15 protein-coding genes are annotated in these 21,351 nt (G+C 75.3%); 9 read left to right on the top strand and 6 right to left on the bottom strand.

The features are described from left to right. Positions 1 to 2 precede the first annotated feature (2 nt). The 4 genes from ACFV8H_RS33985 to ACFV8H_RS33970 all read left to right on the top strand — a co-directional run bounded on the left by ACFV8H_RS33985 (position 3) and on the right by ACFV8H_RS33970 (position 10,224). A complete protein-coding gene (locus ACFV8H_RS33985) occupies positions 3 to 2,024 on the top strand; it encodes a flotillin family protein (RefSeq protein WP_380407604.1) in 2,022 nt (673 codons plus the stop codon). A 47-nt stretch (positions 2,025 to 2,071) separates the two neighbouring features. Beyond that, complete coding sequence (locus tag ACFV8H_RS33980; RefSeq protein ID WP_380407603.1) at positions 2,072 to 6,808, top strand: DNA repair ATPase; 4,737 nt, start codon at positions 2,072 to 2,074, stop codon at positions 6,806 to 6,808. A 69-nt stretch (positions 6,809 to 6,877) separates the two neighbouring features. Next, the gene (locus ACFV8H_RS33975) at positions 6,878 to 7,666 is read left to right on the top strand and encodes an ABC transporter ATP-binding protein (RefSeq protein ID WP_380407601.1); all 789 of its coding nucleotides are present in this window, start codon (positions 6,878 to 6,880) and stop codon (positions 7,664 to 7,666) included. Continuing rightward, positions 7,660 to 10,224 (top strand): ABC transporter permease, encoded by a 2,565-nt coding sequence (locus ACFV8H_RS33970; RefSeq protein ID WP_380407599.1) that lies wholly within the window; start codon positions 7,660 to 7,662, stop codon positions 10,222 to 10,224. The genes ACFV8H_RS33975 and ACFV8H_RS33970 overlap by 7 nt, the downstream gene beginning before the upstream one ends. A 74-nt stretch (positions 10,225 to 10,298) precedes the next feature. On the opposite strand, the gene ACFV8H_RS33965 is transcribed toward ACFV8H_RS33970, so the two are convergent. Beyond that, positions 10,299 to 10,898, bottom strand: a complete 600-nt coding sequence (locus ACFV8H_RS33965) for a TetR/AcrR family transcriptional regulator (RefSeq protein WP_380407597.1) — start codon at positions 10,896 to 10,898, stop codon at positions 10,299 to 10,301. A gap of 146 nt (positions 10,899 to 11,044) precedes the next feature. Between ACFV8H_RS33965 and ACFV8H_RS33960 the strand changes: the two genes are divergently transcribed. The 3 genes from ACFV8H_RS33960 to ACFV8H_RS33950 all read left to right on the top strand — a co-directional run bounded on the left by ACFV8H_RS33960 (position 11,045) and on the right by ACFV8H_RS33950 (position 14,188). Continuing rightward, positions 11,045 to 12,133 (top strand): alpha/beta hydrolase, encoded by a 1,089-nt coding sequence (locus tag ACFV8H_RS33960; RefSeq protein WP_380407595.1) that lies wholly within the window; start codon positions 11,045 to 11,047, stop codon positions 12,131 to 12,133. A gap of 94 nt (positions 12,134 to 12,227) precedes the next feature. After that, the gene (locus ACFV8H_RS33955; protein ID WP_380407593.1) at positions 12,228 to 13,106 is read left to right on the top strand and encodes an SAM-dependent methyltransferase; all 879 of its coding nucleotides are present in this window, start codon (positions 12,228 to 12,230) and stop codon (positions 13,104 to 13,106) included. 5 nt (positions 13,107 to 13,111) lie between these two features. Beyond that, positions 13,112 to 14,188 (top strand): aromatic ring-hydroxylating dioxygenase subunit alpha, encoded by a 1,077-nt coding sequence (locus tag ACFV8H_RS33950; protein ID WP_380407591.1) that lies wholly within the window; start codon positions 13,112 to 13,114, stop codon positions 14,186 to 14,188. Positions 14,189 to 14,220: 32 nt separating this feature from the next. On the opposite strand, the gene ACFV8H_RS33945 is transcribed toward ACFV8H_RS33950, so the two are convergent. The 5 genes from ACFV8H_RS33945 to ACFV8H_RS33925 all read right to left on the bottom strand — a co-directional run bounded on the left by ACFV8H_RS33945 (position 14,221) and on the right by ACFV8H_RS33925 (position 19,874). Further along, on the bottom strand, positions 14,221 to 15,912 hold the full coding sequence (locus tag ACFV8H_RS33945; RefSeq protein ID WP_380407589.1) for an FAD-dependent oxidoreductase: 1,692 nt from the start codon (positions 15,910 to 15,912) through the stop codon (positions 14,221 to 14,223). A gap of 35 nt (positions 15,913 to 15,947) precedes the next feature. Then, complete coding sequence (locus tag ACFV8H_RS33940; protein WP_380407587.1) at positions 15,948 to 16,889, bottom strand: diiron oxygenase; 942 nt, start codon at positions 16,887 to 16,889, stop codon at positions 15,948 to 15,950. A gap of 378 nt (positions 16,890 to 17,267) precedes the next feature. Continuing rightward, positions 17,268 to 18,290 carry an RNA ligase family protein gene (locus tag ACFV8H_RS33935; RefSeq protein ID WP_380407585.1) on the bottom strand — a complete coding sequence of 341 codons (1,023 nt, stop codon included), beginning with the start codon at positions 18,288 to 18,290 and terminating at the stop codon, positions 17,268 to 17,270. A 110-nt stretch (positions 18,291 to 18,400) separates the two neighbouring features. After that, positions 18,401 to 18,982 carry a TetR/AcrR family transcriptional regulator gene (locus tag ACFV8H_RS33930; RefSeq protein WP_380407583.1) on the bottom strand — a complete coding sequence of 194 codons (582 nt, stop codon included), beginning with the start codon at positions 18,980 to 18,982 and terminating at the stop codon, positions 18,401 to 18,403. Between the two features lie 136 nt (positions 18,983 to 19,118). After that, positions 19,119 to 19,874: a flavodoxin family protein gene (locus tag ACFV8H_RS33925; protein ID WP_380407581.1), complete on the bottom strand. Its 756-nt coding sequence runs from the start codon at positions 19,872 to 19,874 to the stop codon at positions 19,119 to 19,121. 144 nt (positions 19,875 to 20,018) lie between these two features. Between ACFV8H_RS33925 and ACFV8H_RS33920 the strand changes: the two genes are divergently transcribed. Beyond that, positions 20,019 to 20,924, top strand: a complete 906-nt coding sequence (locus ACFV8H_RS33920) for a LysR family transcriptional regulator (RefSeq protein WP_380407579.1) — start codon at positions 20,019 to 20,021, stop codon at positions 20,922 to 20,924. An 88-nt stretch (positions 20,925 to 21,012) separates the two neighbouring features. Continuing rightward, positions 21,013 to 21,225: a cold-shock protein gene (locus ACFV8H_RS33915; protein WP_380407577.1), complete on the top strand. Its 213-nt coding sequence runs from the start codon at positions 21,013 to 21,015 to the stop codon at positions 21,223 to 21,225. Positions 21,226 to 21,351 lie beyond the last annotated feature (126 nt).

The raw sequence follows: 21,351 nt of genomic DNA, 5'->3' as shown, positions 1-21,351 counted from the left end.
TGATGGACACCATCGCCGTGGGTTTCGGCGTACTCATCGCCGTCGTGCTGCTCATCCTGCTCGCCGCGCTGCTCTTCGTGGGGCGCCTGTTCCAGAAGGTCGAGCAGGGCAAGGCCCTGATCGTCTCCCGCACCAAGAGCGTGGACGTCACCTTCACCGGGGCGATCGTCCTGCCGGTCCTGCACAAGGCCGAGTTGATGGACATCACGGCGAAGACGGTGGAGATCCACCGGGCCGGCCGGGACGGCCTGATCTGCCGGGACAACATCCGGGCGGACATCCGGATCTCCTTCTTCGTCCGGGTGAACAAGACCGTCGAGGACGTCGTCAAGGTGGCGCAGTCGATCGGCACCGCCCGGGCCAGCGACCCGCAGGCGATCCAGGACTTCTTCGCGGCGAAGTTCGCCGAGGCGCTCAAGACCGTCGGCAAGCAGCTGGACTTCACCGACCTGTACACCCACCGGCACGAGTTCCGGGACCAGATCATCGCGGTCATCGGCACCGACCTCAACGGCTACACCCTTGAGGACGCGGCCATCGACCACCTCGAACAGACCCCGATGAGCCAGCTGGACGGCGACAACATCCTGGACGCCCAGGGCATCCGCAAGATCACCGAGCTGACCGCGATCGAGCACGTGCGCACCAACGAGTACCAGCGCAACGAGGAGAAGGAGATCACCCGGCAGAACGTGGACGCCCGGGAGACCGTCCTGGAGCTGGAGCGCCGCCAGGCCGACGCCGAGATCCGCCAGCGCCGCGAGATCGAGACCCTGCGGGCCAAGGAGGACGCGGTGATCGCCCGGGTGCAGGAGGAGGAGCGGCTCACCGCCCAGACCGCCTTCCTGCGCACCGAGGAGGTGCTCGGGGTGCAGCGGGAGAACCAGGCCCGCGAGGTCGCGGTGGCGCAGAAGAACCGCGAGCGGGTCATCGCGGTGGAGAACGAGCGGATCGAGAAGGACCGTCTGCTGGAGGTCGTCGGCCGCGAGCGGGAGACCGAACTCGCCGTGATGGCCAAGCAGAAGGAGGTCGAGTCCCGCCGCCGGGAGGTCGCCGACGTGGTCCGCGAGCGGGTCGCGGTCGAGCGCACCGTCGCCGAGCAGGAGGAGGCCGTGAAGACCCTGCGGGCCGTCGAGGAGGCCGAGCGGATGCGCAAGGCCGTGGTCATCCAGGCCGAGGCGGAGGCCCAGGAGAAGCTGGTCAAGGACATCAAGGCCGCCGAGGCCGCCGAGCAGGCCGCCTCGCACAAGGCCCGCGAGTCGCTGGTGCTGGCCGAGGCCCGGCAGCAGGCCGCCGAGCTGGACGCGGCCGCCAAGGTCAAGCTGGCCGAGGGCGTCCGGGCGGAGGCCGCCGCGGAGGGCCTGGCCCGGGTGCAGGTGCGGGAGCAGGAGGCCGCGGCGGTGGAGAAGGTCGGCCGCGCCGAGGCCGTGGTGCAGACCGAGAAGGCCAGGGCGAGCGCGCTGGAGGTCGGCGCCAGGCTCAAGGCCGAGGCCGAGGGCCTGACCGAGAAGGCCGCGGCGATGGCCAAGCTGGACGAGGCCTCGCGCGGGCACGAGGAGTACCGGCTGCGGCTGGCCGCCGAGAAGGACGTCCGCCTGGCCGGGCTGGACACCCAGCGGCAGATCGCCGAGGCGCAGGCCGCGCTGGTCGCCGCCGGGCTGGAGAAGGCCAAGATCGACATCGTCGGCGGGGACTCGGTCTTCTTCGACCGGCTGGTGCAGTCGGTGACGGCCGGCAAGAGCGTGGACGCCTTCGTCGGCCACTCGCAGACCGCCCAGGCCCTGGCCGGGCCCTGGCTGGACGGCAGCGCCGACTTCACCAAGGACCTCACCCGGGTGCTGTCCTCGGTCTCCACCGCGGACGTGCAGAACCTGACGGTGTCCGCACTGCTGCTCAAGCTGATCGGCGGCGGCGGCGAGCAGGCCGGGCAGCTGCGCCAACTGCTCGACTCCGCACGGAAGCTGGGCATCGCGGAGACCCCGATCGGGGCGCTCACCGGCGCCGCCGTGAACGGCAGCAAGTAGTCACCCGCCGAGCAGCAGCAGGCAGACACCCGCCGAACACCAGGGGAATGACCGTGGAAGCCCTCGACGACGCCCGGCCCGACGCCGGCAGCTACGAGGTCCTGCGTGGCCGGCTCGCCCGCGCCGCCGCCGAACTCGCCGACCGCGCGGAGGCGTTGAACACCCGCCGGGTCGCCGAGTTCGGCGGCGGGGAACTACGGCTCACCGGCACCGGGCGGCTCACCACCGCCCGGACCTGCCTGCCGCAGGACCTCACCGCCGTCGGCGGCCAACTGCTGCTCGGCACCCGCCCGGCCGAGGCGGAGGGCGGCACCGAGGACTTCACCGACCTCCTCTCCCTCCACCGGCCCGACGACCTCTCCCCCGCCGACGGCACCCTGCTGGACGACCCCCGGCTGCGCCAGGACCTCACCGACCTGCGCCGCTACTTCCGCGACGCCCGGCTGGAACGGCTGCGCCCGGTCGGCGGCCGGCTGCTCGCCGTCTTCCGCACCGGCCCGGCCGCCACCGACGTCCGGGTGCTGCGCTGGCGCCTCGACGACGACCGCGCCACCTACCAGGACGGCCGCGGCGAACGCGACCACACCCCCGCCGACGGCCGGCAGCTCGACTGGACCCCGCTCACCCGCGACGACCAGCTGCCCGCCGCCCCCGGCACCGCACCGCGCGCCGACCTCGCGGGGGAACTCCACCTCGGCGTGGACGGCGGCCGGCTCACCCTCACCACCCCCGACGGCCGCGAACTGCACCGGGAGCCGCTCACCGAGGCCCTGCAGACCCTCGCCGACGCCCAGGTCGCCCACGCCCGGCTCGCCACCCTGCTGCTGGTGCGGGTCCGCCCGTACCAGGAGGAGACCGTCCGGCACCTGGTGGTCCACCTGCCCACCGGCCGGGTCACCCGGATCGACGCCATCGGCCAGGCCTGCCTGCGGCTGCCCGCCGACCAGGGTGTGGCCTTCCCCGGCGGCTGCCACCTCGCCGACGGCACCGTGCGCACCTTCGACCAGCCGGTCGACGGCCTCGCGTACGAACGCACCGTCCTCTCCCCCAACGGCGAGGACCTGCTGTACGAGTTCCGCTCCGCCACCGACGGCCGGGCGCTGCTCCAGCCGTACAACTCCGTCCGCCAGGAGGCCGCCGCCCCGCTCGCCTGCCAGGGCTACGCACTGCTCGACGACGGCACCCTGATCGTGCTGCGCCCCGCCGAGGACGGCCCGACCCGGCTGCACCCCGTCCAGCTCTGGCAGAGCCCGTTCACCAGCGAGCGGCACGCCGCCGAACAGCCGGCCGGCACCGGCCCGCTGGCCCGGATCGGCAACGCCGACCTGGTCCGCGGCCTGGCCGACTGCCTCGCCCTCGCCCGGCTGGCCGCGGCCGGCGCCGACACCCCGGCCGGGCACCACGCCGTGCTCACCGCCTGCACCCGCACCGCCGACCGGCACCACTGGCTCGGCCAGAGCGGCCTCGGCGACCTCGCCGCACCGCTCGCCGAGATCCGCGACACCGCCCGGCAGGTGATCGCCGAGTACGAGGCGGTCGCCCAGCTCACCGCGCACGCCGCCGCCCGCACCGAGGAGACCGCCGAGCACGTCGAGGGCCTGCTGCGCACGGCACGCGGCGAGACCTTCGCCGACGCCGCCGAATGGGTCGACCGGCTGGCCGCACTGCGCCGCGCCCAGGGCCGGGTGGAGGCCCTGCGGGACCTGCCGCGCGCCCGGGCCGAGCGGATCGACGCGCTGGCCGAGCACCTCGCCGAGGGGCTGGCCGAGGCCGCCGACCGAGCAGTGGTCCAGCTCGCCGAACCCGCCGCCTTCGAGCCCCACCGGCGCCGGGCCGGCGAGCTGGCCGAGCGCTGCGCCGCGCTGGCGACCGCCGCCGAGGCCGAGCCGCTGGGCCTCGAACTCACCGCGCAGAGCGAGGCGTTGCAGACCGTCTCGGAGCTGGTCGGCACCCTCGACCTGGCCGACGCCACCACCCGCACCGCCATCCTGGACCGGCTCGCCGACGTCCTCGGACTGCTCAACCGGGCCCGCAGCACGCTGACCGTCCGCCGCCGCGAGCTGCGCACCCGCGAGGCCGCCGCCGAGTTCGCCGCCGAGACGGCGCTGCTCGCCCAGGCCGTCACCGCGGCGCTGGCCGCCGCCGACACCCCCGAGGCCTGCGACGACCGGCTCGGCCGGCTGCTGCTGCGGATCGAGCAGCTGGAGACCCGCTTCGCCGACGCCGACCCGGCGCTCGGCGAACAGCTCACCGAACGCCGCACCGAGATCCACGACGCCCTCACCGCCCGCCGCCAGCACCTGCTGGAGCAGCGGGCCGGGCGGGCCGACCGGCTGGCCGCCTCCGCCGAGCGGATCCTCGACACCCTGCACCGGCGGCTGGCCGCCCTGGGCACTCTCGAGGAGATCGAGGCCGCGTTCGCCGCCGACCCGACGGCCGTCAAACTCCGCGACCTCGCCGGACAGTTGACCGCCCTCGGCGACCGGGTCCGGGCCGAGGAGCTGACCGGCCGGCTGCGCGCCGCGCGCGGCCGCGCCCACCGGGCGCTGCGCGACCGCGCCGAGCTCGCCGGGGACGGCCCCGGCACCCTGCGACTGGGCCGCCACCTGTTCGCGGTCACCACCCAGCGCCCCGAACTCACCCTGCTGCCCTGGCGGGGCCGCCCCGCCTTCACCCTCACCGGCACCGACTACCGCGCCCCGGTCACCGACCCGGCCTTCGCCGCCACCGAACGGTACTGGGACCGGCCGCTGCCCTCCGAGACGCCCGCGCTCTACCGCGCCGAGTACCTGGCCGCGAGCCTGCTGCTGGCCGCCGAGCCGGGGGAACCCGACGGCGACCTGCTGGAGTACGTCCGGCGGGCCGCCGAACGGCGCCCGGACGAGGGCTACCAGCGCGGGGTGCACGACCACGACGCCGCGCTGGTGCTCCGCGCCCTGCTCGAACTCCGCGCCGAGGCAGGCCTGCTGCGACACCCGGCGGCGGCCCGGGCGGCCGCCCAGCTGTACTGGGCGCACGGCACGGACGAACGGCAGCGGCTGGTCTGGCACACCCGGGCCCGCTCGCTGGGCCTCGCCCGGCAGGCCTACGGCGGCGCGGTGCCGGCGCTGGCCGCCCTGGCCGCCGAACTGTCGGCCGCCGTGGCGGAGTTCGCCCCGACCGGGTCCGCCCTGGGCGCGGCCGGGGCCGGCGCCGAACCTGCCGGACCCTACCTGGTCGCCGAACTCTCCTCCAAGACACCGGAGTTCGCCTACTCGCCGGGAGCCCGCGCGCTGCTGGAGAAGTTCCACGCCGCCCCCGAGTCCGCCGGGCTGACCGAGGCCCTGACCGCCCTGCCGGAGGACCCCTCCCTGCTCCCCGTACGGCACCAACTGGCCACCGCCTGGCTGGAGTCGGCCGCCTCCGACGCCGAACCGGGCGACCTCGCCGAGGCCGCCGCCGTACTGCTCTGCCCGACGCTGCCGCGCCGCCGCGCCGAGGGCGCCGTCGGCACCCGGCTGACCGGACTGCTCGGCGACCACCCCCGCCTGCGCGGCGGTGCGCTGGACCTCCGCCTGGACGAACTGCTCGCCCGGGTCCGCGGGTTCGAGGCGGTCGACGTCCCCGGACACCGCGCCTACCAGCGGCTGCGCGGTGAGCTGCTGGCCGCCGAGCACGCCCGGCTGCGGCTCGACCAGTACCGGCCCGCGTCGCTCAACGGCTTCGTCCGCAACCGGCTGATCGACCAGGTGTACCTGCCGCTGATCGGCGACAACCTCGCCAAGCAGCTCGGCACCGCCGGCCCCGGCGGCCCGGTGGACCGCAGCGGCCTGCTGTTGCTGGTCTCCCCGCCCGGCTACGGCAAGACCACCCTGGTCGAGTACCTCGCCGAGCGGCTCGGCCTGCTGCTGGTCTCGGTCAGCGGCCCGGCACTCGGCCACCGGGTCACCTCGCTGGACCCGGCCGAGGCCCCCGACGCCGCCGCCCGGCGCGAGCTGGAGAAGCTCAACTTCGCCCTGCACGCCGGCGACAACGTGCTGCTCCACCTCGACGACGTCCAGCACACCTCGCCCGAGTTCCTGCAGCGCTTCATCCCGCTCTGCGACGCCCAGCGCCGGATCGACGGCGTCGCGGACGGCGGGGCCCGCGAATGGGACCTGCGCGGCAAGCGCTTCGCCGTGGTGATGGCCGCCAACCCGTACACCGAGTCCGGCCGGCTCTTCCGGCTCCCCGACATGCTCGCCAACCGGGCCGACGTGTGGAACCTCGGCGATGCCGTGGCCGGCCGGGAGGACCTCTTCGCGCTCAGCTTCGTCGAGAACGCCCTGCCCGCCAGCCCCCACCTGGCCCCGCTCGCCACCGCCGAACGCACCGACCTGGACACCCTGCTCGCCCGCGCCGGCGGCACCCCGGGCGGCACCCTGACCGCCGCCTGGCCGGCCGCCGAGGTCGAGCGGATGACCGCCGTCCTGGCCGGGCTGCTCCACCTGCGCGGCACCGTCCTGGCCGTCAACCGCGCCTACCTCGCCTCCGCCGCCCAGGACGACCGCGCCCGCACCGAGCCGCCGTTCCTGCTCCAGGGCTCCTACCGCAACATGGCCAAGCTCGCCCAGCGCCTCGACCCGGCCCTCACCCGCCCCGAACTCGACGCCCTGCTCACCGACCACTACCGCGCCGAGGCCCAACCCCTGGGCGCCGACGCCGAGGCCCAGCTCCTGAAACTCGCCGAACTGCGCGGCACCCTGACCCCGGAGCAGGCCCAGCGCTGGGAGCGGTTGAAGCGCCGGTGGTGCGAGGGGGTGTAGCTGGCTACACCTTCAGAAGTGAACCCATGATCATTGAGTCGCCACCGCCCCGCGCGGTGGAATGTGATCATGAACGCCACCGACCTCGCCGTCGAACTCCGCTCCGTCCGCCGGACCTACCGGCGCGGGCCCGAACCCGTCGTCGGGCTCGACGACGTGACCGTCGGGTTCCCCTTCGGCACCTTCACCGCCGTCATGGGGCCGTCCGGGTCGGGCAAGTCGACGCTGCTGCGCGCCGCCGCCGGGCTGGAGGCCGTCGACCGGGGCGAGGTGCGGGTGGACGGTGCCCTGCTCGGCGGGCTGCGGGACAAGGAGCTGACGGTGCTGCGCCGGGAGCGGATCGGCTTCGTCTTCCAGTCCTTCAACCTGCTGCCCGCGCTGACCGCGGCGCAGAACGTGGCGCTCCCGGCCAAGCTGTCCGGCCGCCGCCCCGCCGCGGCCGAGGTGGCCGCCGCGCTGGCCGCCGTCGGCCTCGCCGACCGGGCCGGGCACCGGCCGGGCGAGCTCTCCGGCGGCCAGCAGCAGCGGGTCGCCATCGCCCGGGCGCTGATCACCCGCCCGGCGGTGCTGCTCGCCGACGAGCCGACCGGCGCCCTGGACACCCGCAGCGGCCGCGAGGTGCTCACCCTGCTGCGCGGGATGGCCGACGACCCCGGCCGCGCGGTGGTGATGGTCACCCACGACCCGGTCGCCGCCTCGTACGCGGACCGGGTGCTCTTCCTCCGGGACGGCCGGCTGGCCGGCTCATTGGAGCGGCCGACCGCCGAGCAGGTCGCCGCCCGGATGACCGCGCTGGAGACCGACCCGGTGGAGGCCGACTCGGTGGAGGCCCGCACCCCGGAGGCCCTCGCATGCTGAGCCTCGCCCTCGCCTCCGTCCGGCTCCGCTGGGCCTCCTTCGTCGGCAGCTTCGTCGCCCTGGCCTGCGGCGTCGCCCTGCTGGCCACCTCGCTCCTGGTCATCTCGGCCACGATCGGCGTCCCGGACCAGGGGCGCCAGCGCTTCTCCGAGGCCCCGGTGCTGGTGATCGCCGACCTGAACGTGGACTTCACCCCCGCGAGCGGCGGCGACGTCCAGCCGACCCAGGTCCCCGCCCAGCCGGGCCTGCCCGCCGGGCTGCTCGCCGCCGTCGCCGCGACCGGCCGCACGGTCGAGGACCACACCTTCTACGCCCAGCTCGCGGACGGCCCGCGCGACCAGGTCGGCCGGGCCTGGTCGAGCGCCGCCCTGGGCGGCTACCGGCTCACCGCGGGCACCGCGCCCGCCACCGACGACCAGGTCGTGCTCGGCGGCGGCCGCCCGGAGCAGATCGGCCGGTCGGTCCGGTTCGTCACCGCCGACGGCCCGCACACCGCGACGGTCTCCGGCGTCACCGGCGCCGAGGCCTTCGAGCACGCCGTCTTCTTCACCGACGCCCGGGCCGCCCGGTTCAGCCCCGCCGTCGGCGCGCTGGCCGCCTTCGCCCCCGCCGACGCCGTACGCCGGGCCGTGGAGGCCAACGGCGGGGCCGGCGTGGCCCGGGTGCTGACCGGTGCCGAGCGCAGCCAGGCCGACCCGCACCACGCCGAGGTCGCCGCCCGGCTGGACGGCGTGCAGACCCCGCTCGGCCTGTCCGCCGCGGTCTCCGGCGGCACCGCGGTGTTCGTGGTGGGCGGCACCTTCGCGCTGTCGATCGCCCAGCGCCGCCGTGAACTCGCCCTGCTGCGGCTGATCGGCGCCACCCGCCGCCAGCTGCGCGCCCTGGTCTTCCGGGAGGCGCTGGTGGTCGGTGCGCTGGCCTCCGCCGCCGGGTGCGCGCTCGGCGCGGTCGGAGCGGCGCCGGCCGGCCGCTGGCTGGTCGACCACGACCTGGTGCCGGACGGGTTCACCGTCCCGGTGACCGGGTGGGGGCTGCTCGTCGCGGGCGCGATCGGGCTGCTGACCGCGCTCACCGGCGTGCTGTTCTCCGCGGTGAAGGCCGGCCTGATCAGCCCCGGCGAGGCGCTCGCGGAGGCGGACGCCGAGCGGACCTCGCGCGCCGCCCTGGCGTTCCGCTGGGCGAGCGGCCTGCTGGTGCTCGGCGGCGGCATCGCCGCCCTCGCGCTGACCGCCCGCGGCTGGCCGGACGCGGCGGCGAGCGTCGCCGACGCGCTCGCCCTGCTGCTGCCGATCGTGGCCGGCTGCGTGCTGCTGGCGGCCGTGCTGGCCGGGCCGGCGATCCGGCTGCTGACGGCGCCGCCCGCACTGGTGGCCCGGCTGCGCGGCCGGTCCGCCGAGGACGGCGGCGGCATCGTCTGGGCGACCGCCCGGCAGAGTTCGCTGACGGCCTTCCGGCGCACCGCCGCGACCACCACGCCGGTGGTGCTGATCGTCGCCTTCGCCGGGTGCCTGGTCGGCAGCATCGACACCATCGACCGCGCCCAGGTCACCGAGACCCGCACCCAGCTGTCCGCCGCCGACCTGGTGGTCGTGCCGGCCGGCACCCCCGGGCTGAGCCGGACCGTGGCGGACCGGGTCCGGGCCGTCCCCGGGGTGCAGGCGGCCGTGATCACCCCGACCTCGCTCATGGCCGCCGTGGACGACGGCCAGGCCCTGGTGCCCTTCCGCGCCGCGACGGCGGACCCGGCCGCGCTGGCCGCCGTCGACCGGCTCCCGGTCGTCGCCGGCTCGCTGGCCGACCTCGGCCCGGGCTCGGTCGTGCTCAGCCGCACCTGGCCGGGCTCGCCCGCGGTCGGCGAGCGGATCGCCGTCCGACTGGCCGACGGCACCCCGCGGGAGCTGAGGGTCGCGGCCCTGCTGGGCACCGGCGCCGAGGCCGTCCAGGCCTGGGTGACCGACCCCGACGCCGTCACCGGCGGGGTCGGCGGCCCGGCCCTGGCCGAGCGGATCGACCTGCGGCTGCTGCCCGGCGCCGACCGCGCGCAGGCCGCCGCCGCCCTGCGGACGGCCGTGGACGGGCTGGGCGCCCGGCTCGAAACGCCGGAGCAGGTCTGGTCGGCCGCCACCGACAGCACCGCGCGGGACTCCTGGAACGCCCTGCTGATGATCCTCGGCCTGGCGATCGGCTACGCGGTGATCACCCTGGCCAACTCGCTGGTGATGACGACCAGCGACCGGCGGCGGGAGCTGTCCCTGCTGCGGCTGGCCGGCGCCACCCGGGGCCAGGTGCTGCGCACGGTGGCGGTCGAGACCCTGCTCTGCGTGGCGGCCGGCGCCCTGCTGGGCGGGCTGGGCACGGCGATCAGCGTCGGGGGCTCCTGGACGGCGCTGACCGCGCTGGTCGGGCCGACGCCCGTGCTGGTGCCGTGGACGGTGATGGGCGTGCTGGCCGCCTGCTGCGCGGCCGTCGCACTGCCGGCGGCGGTCCTCCCGGCCGCCCTGGCCCTGCGGGGCGGGGACGGCGGCGGCATCCTGCACGGCGCGGCCGGCCCGGCCTGAGGCCCGGCTGCTCGGCTGCTCGGTGAGGGGCCGGTGAACTCCCCTGGAGTCACCGGCCCTTGCGCGTCCGCCCGTCAGGCCCGCGCGCGAAGCCCGTCCAGCAGGGCGTCGGCGAGCCGTTCCGGCAGGTCGGGGTCGACCGGGCGGTGCCCGAGCACGGCCCGGGTCTGGATCGGGGCGCAGAGCAGTTCCAGGGCGAGGCGGGCGTCGGTGCCGGCCGGGAGTTCACCGCGCTCGACGGCCCGGTGGACGATGACGCCGGCCCGGTCGAGGCGGGTCTGCCAGAAGGCCTGCCAGGACTCGGCGAGGGCCGGGTCGTCGGAGTTGTGCGCGGCCGAGTGGACGACGGCGCGGCCGAGCGGGGTGGCGGTGTAGTCGGCCAGGGCGCGGGCGAAGGCGGCCAGGTCGGTGCGGACGGCCCCGGTGTCGGGGACGGGGATCCCCTCGTCGCTGCCGGTCAGCATGGCGTCCAGCGCCAGCTTCTCCCGACTGCCCCAACGCCGGTACACGGTCGTCTCGTTGACCCCGGCGCGGGCGGCGACGTCGGCGATGCCGAGCCGGGCGAGACCGCCCTCGGCGAGGGCCTCCATGGCCGCGGCCAGGACGGCCTGGCGCACCCGGGCGGCCCGCCCGCCGGGGCGGCGGCGGATCGGCTCCGGTTCCTGCTCGGTCATGCGGCGGTCCCCTCGTTCGGCTCGGACGCCAGCTTAACGCAGGGGTACTTGCGTTTACGGTCCGCCAGGCGCATAGTCACTAACGCAAGAGTTCCGGCCTTAAGGACCGGGACCTCGAGAGACCCAGCAGCACGGGAGGCACCACCATGTCCTTCACCTGGCCCCTGGACCCGCAGGACCTGTTCGCCGAACGCCACCCCCAGATGACCCTCGGCCTGCCCGCCGCCGAGGTGGACGCGGTGCGCGCCGCCGTCACCGAGATGTGGCCCGACCGGCCCGGCGGCTGGGTGCACGAGTGGTCCGCCCTGGCCGCCCGGCACGCCGCGGCCGGACGGCACCGGGAGGCCGCCCAGGCATACGGCTGGGCCAAGTTCCCCTCGCTGGCCGACGCCCCCAAGCGCACCGCGCTCGCCCGCCAGATCGAGCAGTACGTCCTGGCCGCCCCCGGCTTCCCGGTGGAGTTCGAGCGCCGCACCGTCACCGTCCCGTACCGCGGCGGCACCACCTCCCTGCCCGTCCACCTGATGGCCGCCCCCGGCCTGCCCGCCGACGCGCCGGTGCTCCTGGCCAGCGGCGGGGTGGACTCCTGGAAGGCCGACCTGCACGGCATGTGGGAGCAGCTGGCGCTCGCCCTGCCGGTGCGGCTGCTGCTGTTCGACCTGGCGGGCACCGGCGAGACCGCCCACCTGCCGATGACCCCGGACGGCGGGGCCGAGGTGATCGAGGGCCTGATCGCCTTCGCCCGCACGCTCGCCGGCGCCGGCGGAGGCGGCGGCAACGGCAGCAACGGCGGCGGCCGGGTCGGCCACTTCGGCATCTCGATGGGCGGCTACTACGCGGCCCGCACCGGCCTGACCGGCACCGTGGACGCGGCGGTGGTGCTCGGCGGGCCGGTGGAGCGGTCCTTCGCGCGCGGCCGCGGCTTCGCCTTCGGCATGGACGGCATCGTCGGCAACGCCCTGGGCTTCGACGCGATGCCGGGCCCGGCGGCGCGCGAGGACGCGTTCGCCGCCTTCGACCTGCGCCCACTGCTGGACCGGGACGCCAACGGACCGATGCTGGTGGTCAACGGCGCGGACGACGTGCACGTCCCCCAGCACGACACCCTGGTGTTCACCGGGCGCCGGGACACCCGGGTCGAACTCGTCCCGGACACCGGCCACTGCGCGATCTCGCGCTTCGGCGAGGCGATGGGGCTGATCGTGCCCTGGCTGCGCGCCACCCTGGTCGGCTGATCAGCCGGTCCGACGACCGTACGAACCCTCCCGGCGGCGCAACCGCCCGTGGCGCCGCCGGGAGGGGCGACGGGCCCGCCGCTAGCGTGACGGCATGGTCGCCCAGGAACTCGATCTCACCGCGCTGCGCCGGGTGTACGGACGCGCCGGGAGCCGGTGGTTCTACACCCGGGTGGCGCGCAACGCCCGGCACTGGGGGTGGACCGAGCCCGGCCAGTCCAAGTGGCGGCTCTGGCGGGCCCAGCGCCAACTCCAGGACGTGCTCGGGCACAAGCTGGCACTGCCCGCCGGATCGCGGGTGCTGGACGCGGGCTGCGGGGCCGGGGTGGTGGCCCGGGCGATGGCGACCCGCTTCGGGCTGCTGGTCACCGGGGTCGACGTCCTGGACTTCCACCTCGCCGAGGCCCGCCGGCTGAGCGCCCGCGCCGCGCTGGCCGACCGGACCGACTTCCACTGGGGCGACTACCACGAACTCCCCTTCCCCGACGGCGGGTTGGACGGCGGCTTCGACGGCGGATTCGACGGCGCCTACTCGATGGAGACGCTCGTCCACTCCTACCACCCGGCCCGCGCGCTGGCCGAGTTCCACCGGGTGCTGCGCCCGGGCGGGCGGCTGGTGCTGCTCGGCCCCATGAGCACCGGCCCGGTGGACCAATTACCCGCACCCGCACGGGCCTTGCTCGAACCGTACCTGGACGCGATGGCGATGGGCGGCGCCCTGCTCTACCACGCGGGCACCCTGCCGCAGCTGCTCGCCGGGGCCGGTTTCGAGGTCGAGGAGTCCCTGGACGCGACGCCCTACTACCTGCCGACCACCGAGGCAGTACACGCGTACTTCCGGCTGCCCTGGGAACTGCTGCGCCGCCTCGGCGACCCGGCGCGCTGGCTCAACCTCCGTTCCACCGTGGAGATGTACGCGGTGCGCGAGCACATCGCCTGGTACGTTCACACCGCCGTCAAGCCACCGAGGTGACCGCCATGGCCGAGCACTCCGCCCCGCTGCCGTACCCGAGCGGCTGGTTCTGCGTGGGCCGCGCCCGCGACCTGCCGCCCGGCCGGGTGCGCACCGCCCGGATGATGGGCGAGGACGTGGTGCTGTACCGGACGCGGCGGGGCGCGGTGCGCGCGATCGGGCCGCACTGCCCGCACCTGGGCGCGCACTTCGGCGCGGGCGGGCGGGTGCGGGGCGAGGAGCTGGTCTGCCCGTTCCACGGCTTCGCCTTCGCCCCGGACGGCTCCTGCACGGGCTCCCCGGACGGCACCCGGTTCCGCGGCGAGCTGGCGCGACGCCGGCTGGTCGAGCGGGACGGCGCGCTGTTCGTCTGGCGGGGCGGGCCGGAGAGCGGGCCGGAGGACGGGCCGGACGGCGCCGCGCCCACCTGGGAGCTGCCGCCGGCGGTCGGGGTGCGGCCGCTGGCCTGGTGGAGCGGGGAGTTGCTCTCCCACCCGCAGGAGGTGATGGAGAACAGTGTCGACTTCCGACACGTCGCGGTGCTGCACGGCCTGGACACCCGCGAGAGCGCACCACCGGAGCCGGACGGCCCGCTGTTCACCGTCCACCAGCGCACCACCACCCGGTTCCCGGGCCTGGGCGCGGTGAGCCTGGACCAGCCGGTCACGCTGGCCGGGCTGGGCATGATGCGACTGACGGCCGAACTCCCCGATCTGGGAAGCTCGTTGCTGGTGTGGGTGCTGCCGACACCGCTCGCGCCCTGGCGCACCCTGGTGCGCTTCGCGGTGACCGCCACCGTGCCGGTGCCGGGGGTCGGCGCGGCGCGGGCCGTGGACCGGGCGGCGTCCTGGCTGGCGCTCCAGGCCTCGGTGCGGATCATCAAGCAGGACCGGCCGGTGCTGGCCCACAAGCGCTACCTGGCGCAGCCGCGACTGGTGCCCGGGGAGCGCTCGATCGGGCTGTTCCGGCGCTGGGCACGGCAGTTCTACCCGGAGGGCTCCGACGCCGGCGGGGCCGTGGAGCCGACCGGCAGGACCGCGGAGCCGACCGGCGGCTCCCGGAGCGGGCCACCCCCTGCGGAGGGCCCCTCCGGAAGGCCGTAGGACGGGCCCTGGGACGGGCCCCAGGGCGGGCCCTAGCGTCGCCGGCCCGCCGCCAGCAGTTCGGCCACCGTCGCCAGCTTCACCCGCGGCCGTCCCTGCGCCGCGCCGCGCTCGCGCTCCGCGCGGTCCACCGCGCGCAGCTCCTTCAACCCGACGGCGTCCGGCCGGCGCCGCCGCACCAGGCGTTCGAACTCCGCCCGCCCCGCCGGGGGTTCCGGCAGCACCCGGGCCACCGCGTCGTCCAGCAGCGCGTCCACCGTCTCCCGCGCGCAGGCCCGGTTGGCCCCGATCCCGCCGGAAGGCCCGCGCTTGGCCCAGCCGACCACGTACGCGCCCGGCAGCGCCTGCCCGGTGGCCGGGTCGACGACCCGGCCGCCCCGCCGGGCGACCGTCCCGGTCCGTTCGTCGAAGGGCAGCCCCGGCAGCGGCACGCCGCGGTGCCCGATGGAGCGCACCACCAGCCCGGCCCGCAGGGTCTCGCGCTCCCCCGTCGTCCCGTCGGGCACGCCGTCCCCGGTCAGCCGCGTCCGCTCGACCGTCAGCCCGGCGACCCGGCCGTCCGCCCCGGTCAGCTCCACCGGGGTCGACAGGAAGCGCAGCACGATCCGCCGGCCCGGCCCCGGCCGCGCGCCCTCGCCGCCCTCGCCGCCCTCGCCGTCCGCGTCCCCGGTGCGCACCAGCGGCAGGCCGGCCAGCAGCGCGGCCCGCGAGTCCGGCGCGGCCGCCTCGATCGCCACCCGCACCTGCGGGTGGTCCTCGACCACCAACTCGACACCGGGCAGCCGGCGCAGCGCCAGGAACTCCGGCGCCGTCCAGGCCGCCTGCTCGGGCCCGCGCCGGGCCAGCAGCACCACCTCCCGGACCCGGCTGCGGCGCAGCGCGGCCAGGGCGTGGTCGGCGATGTCGGTGACGGCGAGCCGGTCGGGGTCGGTGAGCAGGATGCGGGCGATGTCCACCGCGACGTTGCCGTTGCCGACCACCACGACCCGCTCGGCGGACAGCTCGACCGCGTCGGCGGGCACCGTCGGGTCGGCGTTGTACCAGCCGACGAAGGAGGTCGCGGGCAGGCTGCCGGGCAGGTCCTCACCGGGCACGCCGAGCCTCCGGTCGGCGGCCGCGCCCACCGCGTACACCACCGCGTGGTGGTGCGCGGCGAGTTCCTCGTGGGTGACGTCGGTGCCGACCTCCAGGTTGAGGTGCACCCGCAGCCGGGGGTCGTGGAAGACGCTCGCGAAGCTCTCCGCGATCCGCTTGGTGGACTGGTGGTCGGGGGCGACGCCGTGCCGCAGCAGGCCGCCGGTGACCGGCAGCCGGTCGATCATGGTCAGTTCGGCGCTGGTGCAGCGCAGCAGTTCCTGGGCGGTGTACCCGGCCGAGGGACCGGTGCCGACCACGGCGATCCGCAGGGTGCCGAGTTCGCCCGGCAGGCTGCGCGGGAATCCGGGCGCGCCCCAGGCGTGGTCGTTGGGGTGGTCGCGGTACCAGTCGCGGTTGAGGTCGCCGAAGACGACGTCCGGCCCGCGCAGCCGGTCGACCGGGTACACCGCGTCGACCGGGCAGGCGTCCGCGCAGGCCCCGCAGTCGATGCACGCCTGCGGGTCGATGTAGAGCATGTCGGTGGTGCCGAACTCCGGCTCCTCCGGGGTCGGGTGGATGCAGTTGACCGGGCAGACGGACACGCACGAGGCGTCGTTGCAGCAGGTCCGGGTGATCGCGTAGGCCATGGCCGGGGTGGGTCCTCGCTGTGGATGACGGATCGTCAGAGCATGTGCACGCGGCGGTAGATCGCCGCCGAACGGCTGGTGATCAGCCCGGTCTCGGCGAGGAAGGCCATCAGGTGCCGGGAGCTGTTGCGCATCATCGCCTTGCGGTGCTCGTTGCCCTTCACCTCGTCGAGGGCGCGGGCGACGTCCAGCCCGACGGCCCTGTAGACGCCCGGGTGGACCATGCTGCTGACGATGACGTACGCGCCGATCGCGATGCCGGTGGCCGAGGCGCGGCGCCGGGCCGGGCCCGCGTGGCGCACCCGTTCGCGGATCTCCTGCCGGGCGAACTTCATGTGCCGCGACTCCTCGACCACGTGGATCCGGGAGCTGCCGCGGACGATCTCCAGGACGTTCTCACCGCGCATCCAGTCGCGCTGCATGACGTCCAGCACCTCCTCGGCCACCAGGATGCCGCCGTAGGCGAGTTCGCCCTTGGCGAGGGCCTTGAAGGCGCGCCCGGCCTGGGCGATCACCTTGTTGGGCCGGTAGGCGGGGACGCCCATCTTCTGGCAGGCGCGGGCGAACATGATGGAGTGGCGGCACTCGTCGGCGATCTCGGTGAGCGCGAACTGGAACTCGGCGTTGGCGGGGTTCTTGAGGTACTGGTCGCGCAGCACCATCTGCTGGAGGATCATCTCGAACCAGATGCCGGTGTTCATGATCGAGCAGACCTCGTGCCGGGTGAGCGCGACCCGCTGCTGCTCGGTCATCTCGTCCCACAGCCGGGTGCCGTAGAGGGTGCTCCACTCGGGGTTGAGGCCGTAATGCTCCTCAGGGAGGGGCGCGTCCCAGTCGATCTCGGTCATCGGGTCGTAGGAGAGGGTGGCGGCCGACTCCAGCAGCCGCTTCGAGACGTCGTCGTCGGCCGCCGTGTGGCCGTGTTCCGCCGCCCCGTGGCCGTTCCGGTCCGCCGGCGTCTGCCGGGTGAGAGCCATGGCTGCCTCCTGGTGCCTGCCCCTGCGGGTTCCCGCTCACCCGCCTTATTAGACGGACAGTACAATAAGAGCCCGTTCCCGAGAACCCCTCGCGCGGGGGCGAACCGGCGCTCAGCGGACGGCGCGCGCCCCGGGGGCGGGCGGGCACACGGACGTGCGTTTCACACGGGCGTCCGGCGTGGCCGTCTGATACGGACGTACGTCCTGGCGGGCGCCTGGGACGGACGTCCGTCCCACTGGATGTCCAGGACGGACGCACCGTTCCGGCTGGCCGTCTGACACGGACGTACGTCCCAGCGGGCGCCTGGGACGGACGTCCGTCCCATAGCGCGTCCGAAACGGACGTCCGTCCCATCCGCGCATCACACGGACGTACGTTCAGGACCGCCCCCGGCCCCGCCCCCGTGCCCGCCCCTGGGCGTCGAAGAGGACCAGGGCATCGGCGGCGGGCCTGAGGACGTCGCGCAGTGCCGACGCGGTGGTCGGCTCCAAGCCGCCGAGGGCTTCGGCGAGTTCGTCGGTGACGTCCTGGGCGATCTCGGCCGCGACCGCGTCCGGGGCCGTGCGCGGGCCCAGCTTGCTGACGGCGGCGGCCGCGCGGGCGGGGGTGAGCAGGGCGGAGGCCTGGACCAGCAGCCAGGCGGGGACGCCGGCGGCGCCCTCGGGCGGGGGGAGGTAGGGGCGGGCGCCGTCGTAGCGCCCGTCCTCGGCGAAGGCTTTCTGCTTGACCTTGAGCACCGGGCGGGCCGCTCCGGACTCGCGCCATTCGCCCGCGGGCTTGAGGACGTAGCCCTCGGCGAGGTTGTCGTCGAGTTCGGGCAGTCCGAACAGGGCCGGCACCCGGCTGGGGAAGGCGGCGGGCAGGTCCTGGAGGGTGTTCAGCGGGCCACGGGCGAGCAGGGGGACGCAGCTCAGCCCGGCGGCATCGGCGGCGGAGCGGAGTTCGCGGTCGGCGAGCCAGTAGCGGCCGTCGGCGGTCTCCACCGTGGCGTCGAAGGGCAGCCAGCGCAGTCCGGGGTCGTACCAGACGCCCGTCTGCACGGGTTCGACCCCGGGGGCGGCGGGCACTCCTGGGTGGGGGTAGCGGCCGCCGGCCAGTTCCCCATACACGGTGACGACGGCGTCGCCGCCCCGGCCGGCCCGCACCGCCGCCGCGAACCGGCCCGCCGCGACGCGCAGTCGGGGCCAGATCCGGCTGACGCCGAAGAAGGCGTCGAGGTCCTCGCCCCCGAGCAGGTCGCGCCGCTTGGCGGCCCGTACGGCGTCGCCCTCGCAGACCACGGCGAAGTGCGCGCCGTGGACCTTCTCCGCCGCCGTCCACTCCCGGCTGCCGGGCGCGTCGGGGCGCCCCTTCGCGGGGATCTTCGGATAGGGCGTCAGTTCGGACCAGGAGTCGGGCACGAACAGGATCCTCGCCGCAAAGCCCCACCCCCGCAACGGAGATACCAGGCAGGGACACCGGGCAGGGACACCAGGTAGGGACACCCGGCGGAGATACCGGACGGAGACGCCTAACGCTCCCGCCACAACCCCGCGAGGTGGGCGTGCAGCAGCTCCTCGGCCTCGGCCGTGGTCCGGTGGCCGATGAGGACGTGTCCGGTGAGCCCGTCGGCGAGGGCGAGCAGCGTACGGGCTTCGCGCCGGGGGTCGAGGGTGGGGGCGGCCTCGGCGACGAGCCGGGCGAGCAGCCCCTCCAGGTCGGTGTAGCCGGCCCGCAGGTCGGCGGCCAGGGCGGGGTTGACGGCGGCCGCGGCGAGGAAGGCGAGCCAGATCCGGGCCTCGGCGCGGTGTTCCTCGCGCAGCAGCGCGACTTCACCGACGACGTGGCCGACCGTGCTGGCGGCGGACTGGGCGGGGCCGGCGACGAGTCGGCCCCGGGCCCGTTCGGTGACGCGTGCGCCGATGTGGCCGAGGGCGAACCGCAGCATCTCCTCCTTGTTGCGGAAGCAGCGCTGGACGGCGCCCATGGAGACGTCGGCGCGGGTGGCGACGTCCCGCAGGGTCGCGCCTTCCAGGCCCTGGGCGTCGATCAGCGCGCAGACGGCGTCGGCGATCCGTCGGCGCCGCTCCTCGTGGTCGACCTGCTTGGGCATCCGCCACGCACCTTCCGACTCCGCCCGATCCCACCCGCCTCCGGGCTCCGCCCCGGGGCATTCCGATGCAACCGTATCGGATCCACCGCCGGGAGCCCAACAGCCGCCCAGCCTCCAGCCCCCTCAGCCCACCCCCTCAGCCCGCCGCCGGCACACCCGACGCACCTGGCACACCCGGCACCTCCACCCCCACCTCCCGCAGGATCGCGGACAGCGCACGGGCCTCGTGCTCCGTCATCCGCGTCGTCTCGTACGGCACGGCGTTCACCCAGCGCTGGGCCAGTCGGGCGATCCGCTCGCCGTACCGTTCCGCGGTGGCCAGGTCCCCGCGCGACCCGGCGTGCTCCGGCCCCTGGTCGGCGTTGCTCTGGCTCATCAGCCCCAGCCAGGAGCCCAGCCGGTTGACGTCGTCCCGGCTGCCGCCGCTCCAGTTGTTGCCCGGCATGTCGCCGACGCCGATCCACTGCATGCCCAACTGCGCACCGAAGATGGCCAGTTGCTCCAGTACGGCGAGCTTGTCGCCGCTCTGCGAAGCCGACATGGTGAACCCGCCGGCCAGCTTGTCCTTCCAGCTCTGGGTGACGAACGGCGTGAACGCGGCCTCCATGAACGCCTTGAACACCGCCGACACGCTGCCCATCAGCGTCGGGCTGCCGAACACGATCGCGTCGGAGCGGTCCAGCAGGGCCAGCACCTCCGGGTCGTGCCAGCGGCCCGCGTTGACGTCCTCGGCCCGGATCTCGACCAGGTGCACCTCCGCGCCCGGCACCCGCCGGGCGCCGGCGGCGAGGTGCTCGGCCAGCACCCGGGTGTGGCCGTGCACCGAGTGGAACACCACGCCGACCGTGACCGCCGGCACTGCCCGGCCGGACTCAACACCGTTGACTGCCATGTCTCTTCACCGTTCTCGTCGATCGACTGCGCTGCCTGTCCTCCCATCTCAGCCCGTGCGCGGTCCGGCATCAACGCCGAACTCCGGCGTGCAGCGATCGGTGGCACCGATCGATCGCCGGGCCGGTCGCGCTACCGTGGGACGGTGGACAGGATCGAACTGGAAGCATTCGTCGCGGTCGCCGAGGAGCTGCACTTCGGCCGCGCCGCCGCCCGTCTCCACCGCGGGCAGCCCACCGTCAGCGACGCCGTCCGGCGCCTGGAGCACACCCTCGGCGGCCGACTGTTCGACCGCACCAGCCGCCGGGTCTCCCTCACCGAGCTCGGCACGGCCCTGCTCCCCGACGCCCATGCCACCCTCGCCCAGCTGCGCGGGTTCCAGCAGCGCGGCCGCGCGCTCGCCGCCGGTGAGCGGACCGGGACCACCCTCGTCGTCGGCCATGCCGAGTACACCGGCCACCAGCTGCTGCTGCGCTGCCTCCCGCAACTGCGCGAGCGCTTCCCCGACGTGACGATCGTGCCGGAGGCCATGCCGACCACCGCCCTGGTCGCCGCCCTCCGCGCGGAGACCATCGGCCTGGGCATCGGCTGGGCCACCGGCGGCATCACCGGCGTACGGGCCCGGGCGCTCTCCACCGAGCGCTTCATGGCCCTCGTCCCGGAGGCCCATCCTCTGGCCGGGCACGCCGAGTTGAGCACCGCCGAACTCTCCACCACCGGCCTGCTCACCTGGCCCCACCAGATCAACAGCGGCCTCTGCGACCGCCTCCTCACCGCCTTCCGGATCGGCGGAGCCGACCTGCGCATCATCCGCACCGCCGACAGCGTCCACGCCATCGCCGCCCACGTCGCCGCGGGCACCGGCATCGGAATCACCGTCGAGTCCGCCCTCGACCACCGGCCTCCGGGGCTGCACGTCATCCCCCTCACCGGCCCCTCGACCACCGCCGACCAGGTCGTCCTCACGCCCGCCACGCCCTCCCCCGCCGCCACCGCCCTCCGCGACCTCCTCGTCGCCGCCTCGGCGGCACTCCGGCCCCGGCACGCCTAGGGCGGCTCGACTACTCTTCGTGTCGACTCACACGCCCTCCGTGAGAGGATCACGCGACGGCACCGCGCCCCGACCCCGAGGAGTAGGCATGGCCGAGCGCCAGAACGGCACCGTGAAGTGGTTCAACGACGAGAAGGGCTACGGGTTCATCAGCCCGGAGTCCGGCCCCGACCTGTTCGTGCATTTCCGGGCGATCGAGTCGACCGGCTTCAAGTCCCTGGTGGAGGGCCAGAAGGTCTCCTTCGAGGCCGTCCAGGGCCAGAAGGGCTTGCAGGCCGACAAGGTCCGGGTCGAGGAGTAGCGGCCCCGACGGATCCGTTCGCGCGCCCCGGCGGCCCCGTGGGCGACCCGGCCCCCCCGCGGGGCCCCGACAGCAGTCTGGTTTAAAAAAAAAACAACCCAACACACACCCAGCCAAACCGGATTG

Origin of the sequence: Kitasatospora sp. NPDC059827 (assembly GCF_042731675.1) — a bacterium.
In the GTDB taxonomy this organism is placed as follows: domain Bacteria; phylum Actinomycetota; class Actinomycetes; order Streptomycetales; family Streptomycetaceae; genus Kitasatospora.
This window is presented reverse-complemented; position numbering and strand designations above follow the sequence as displayed.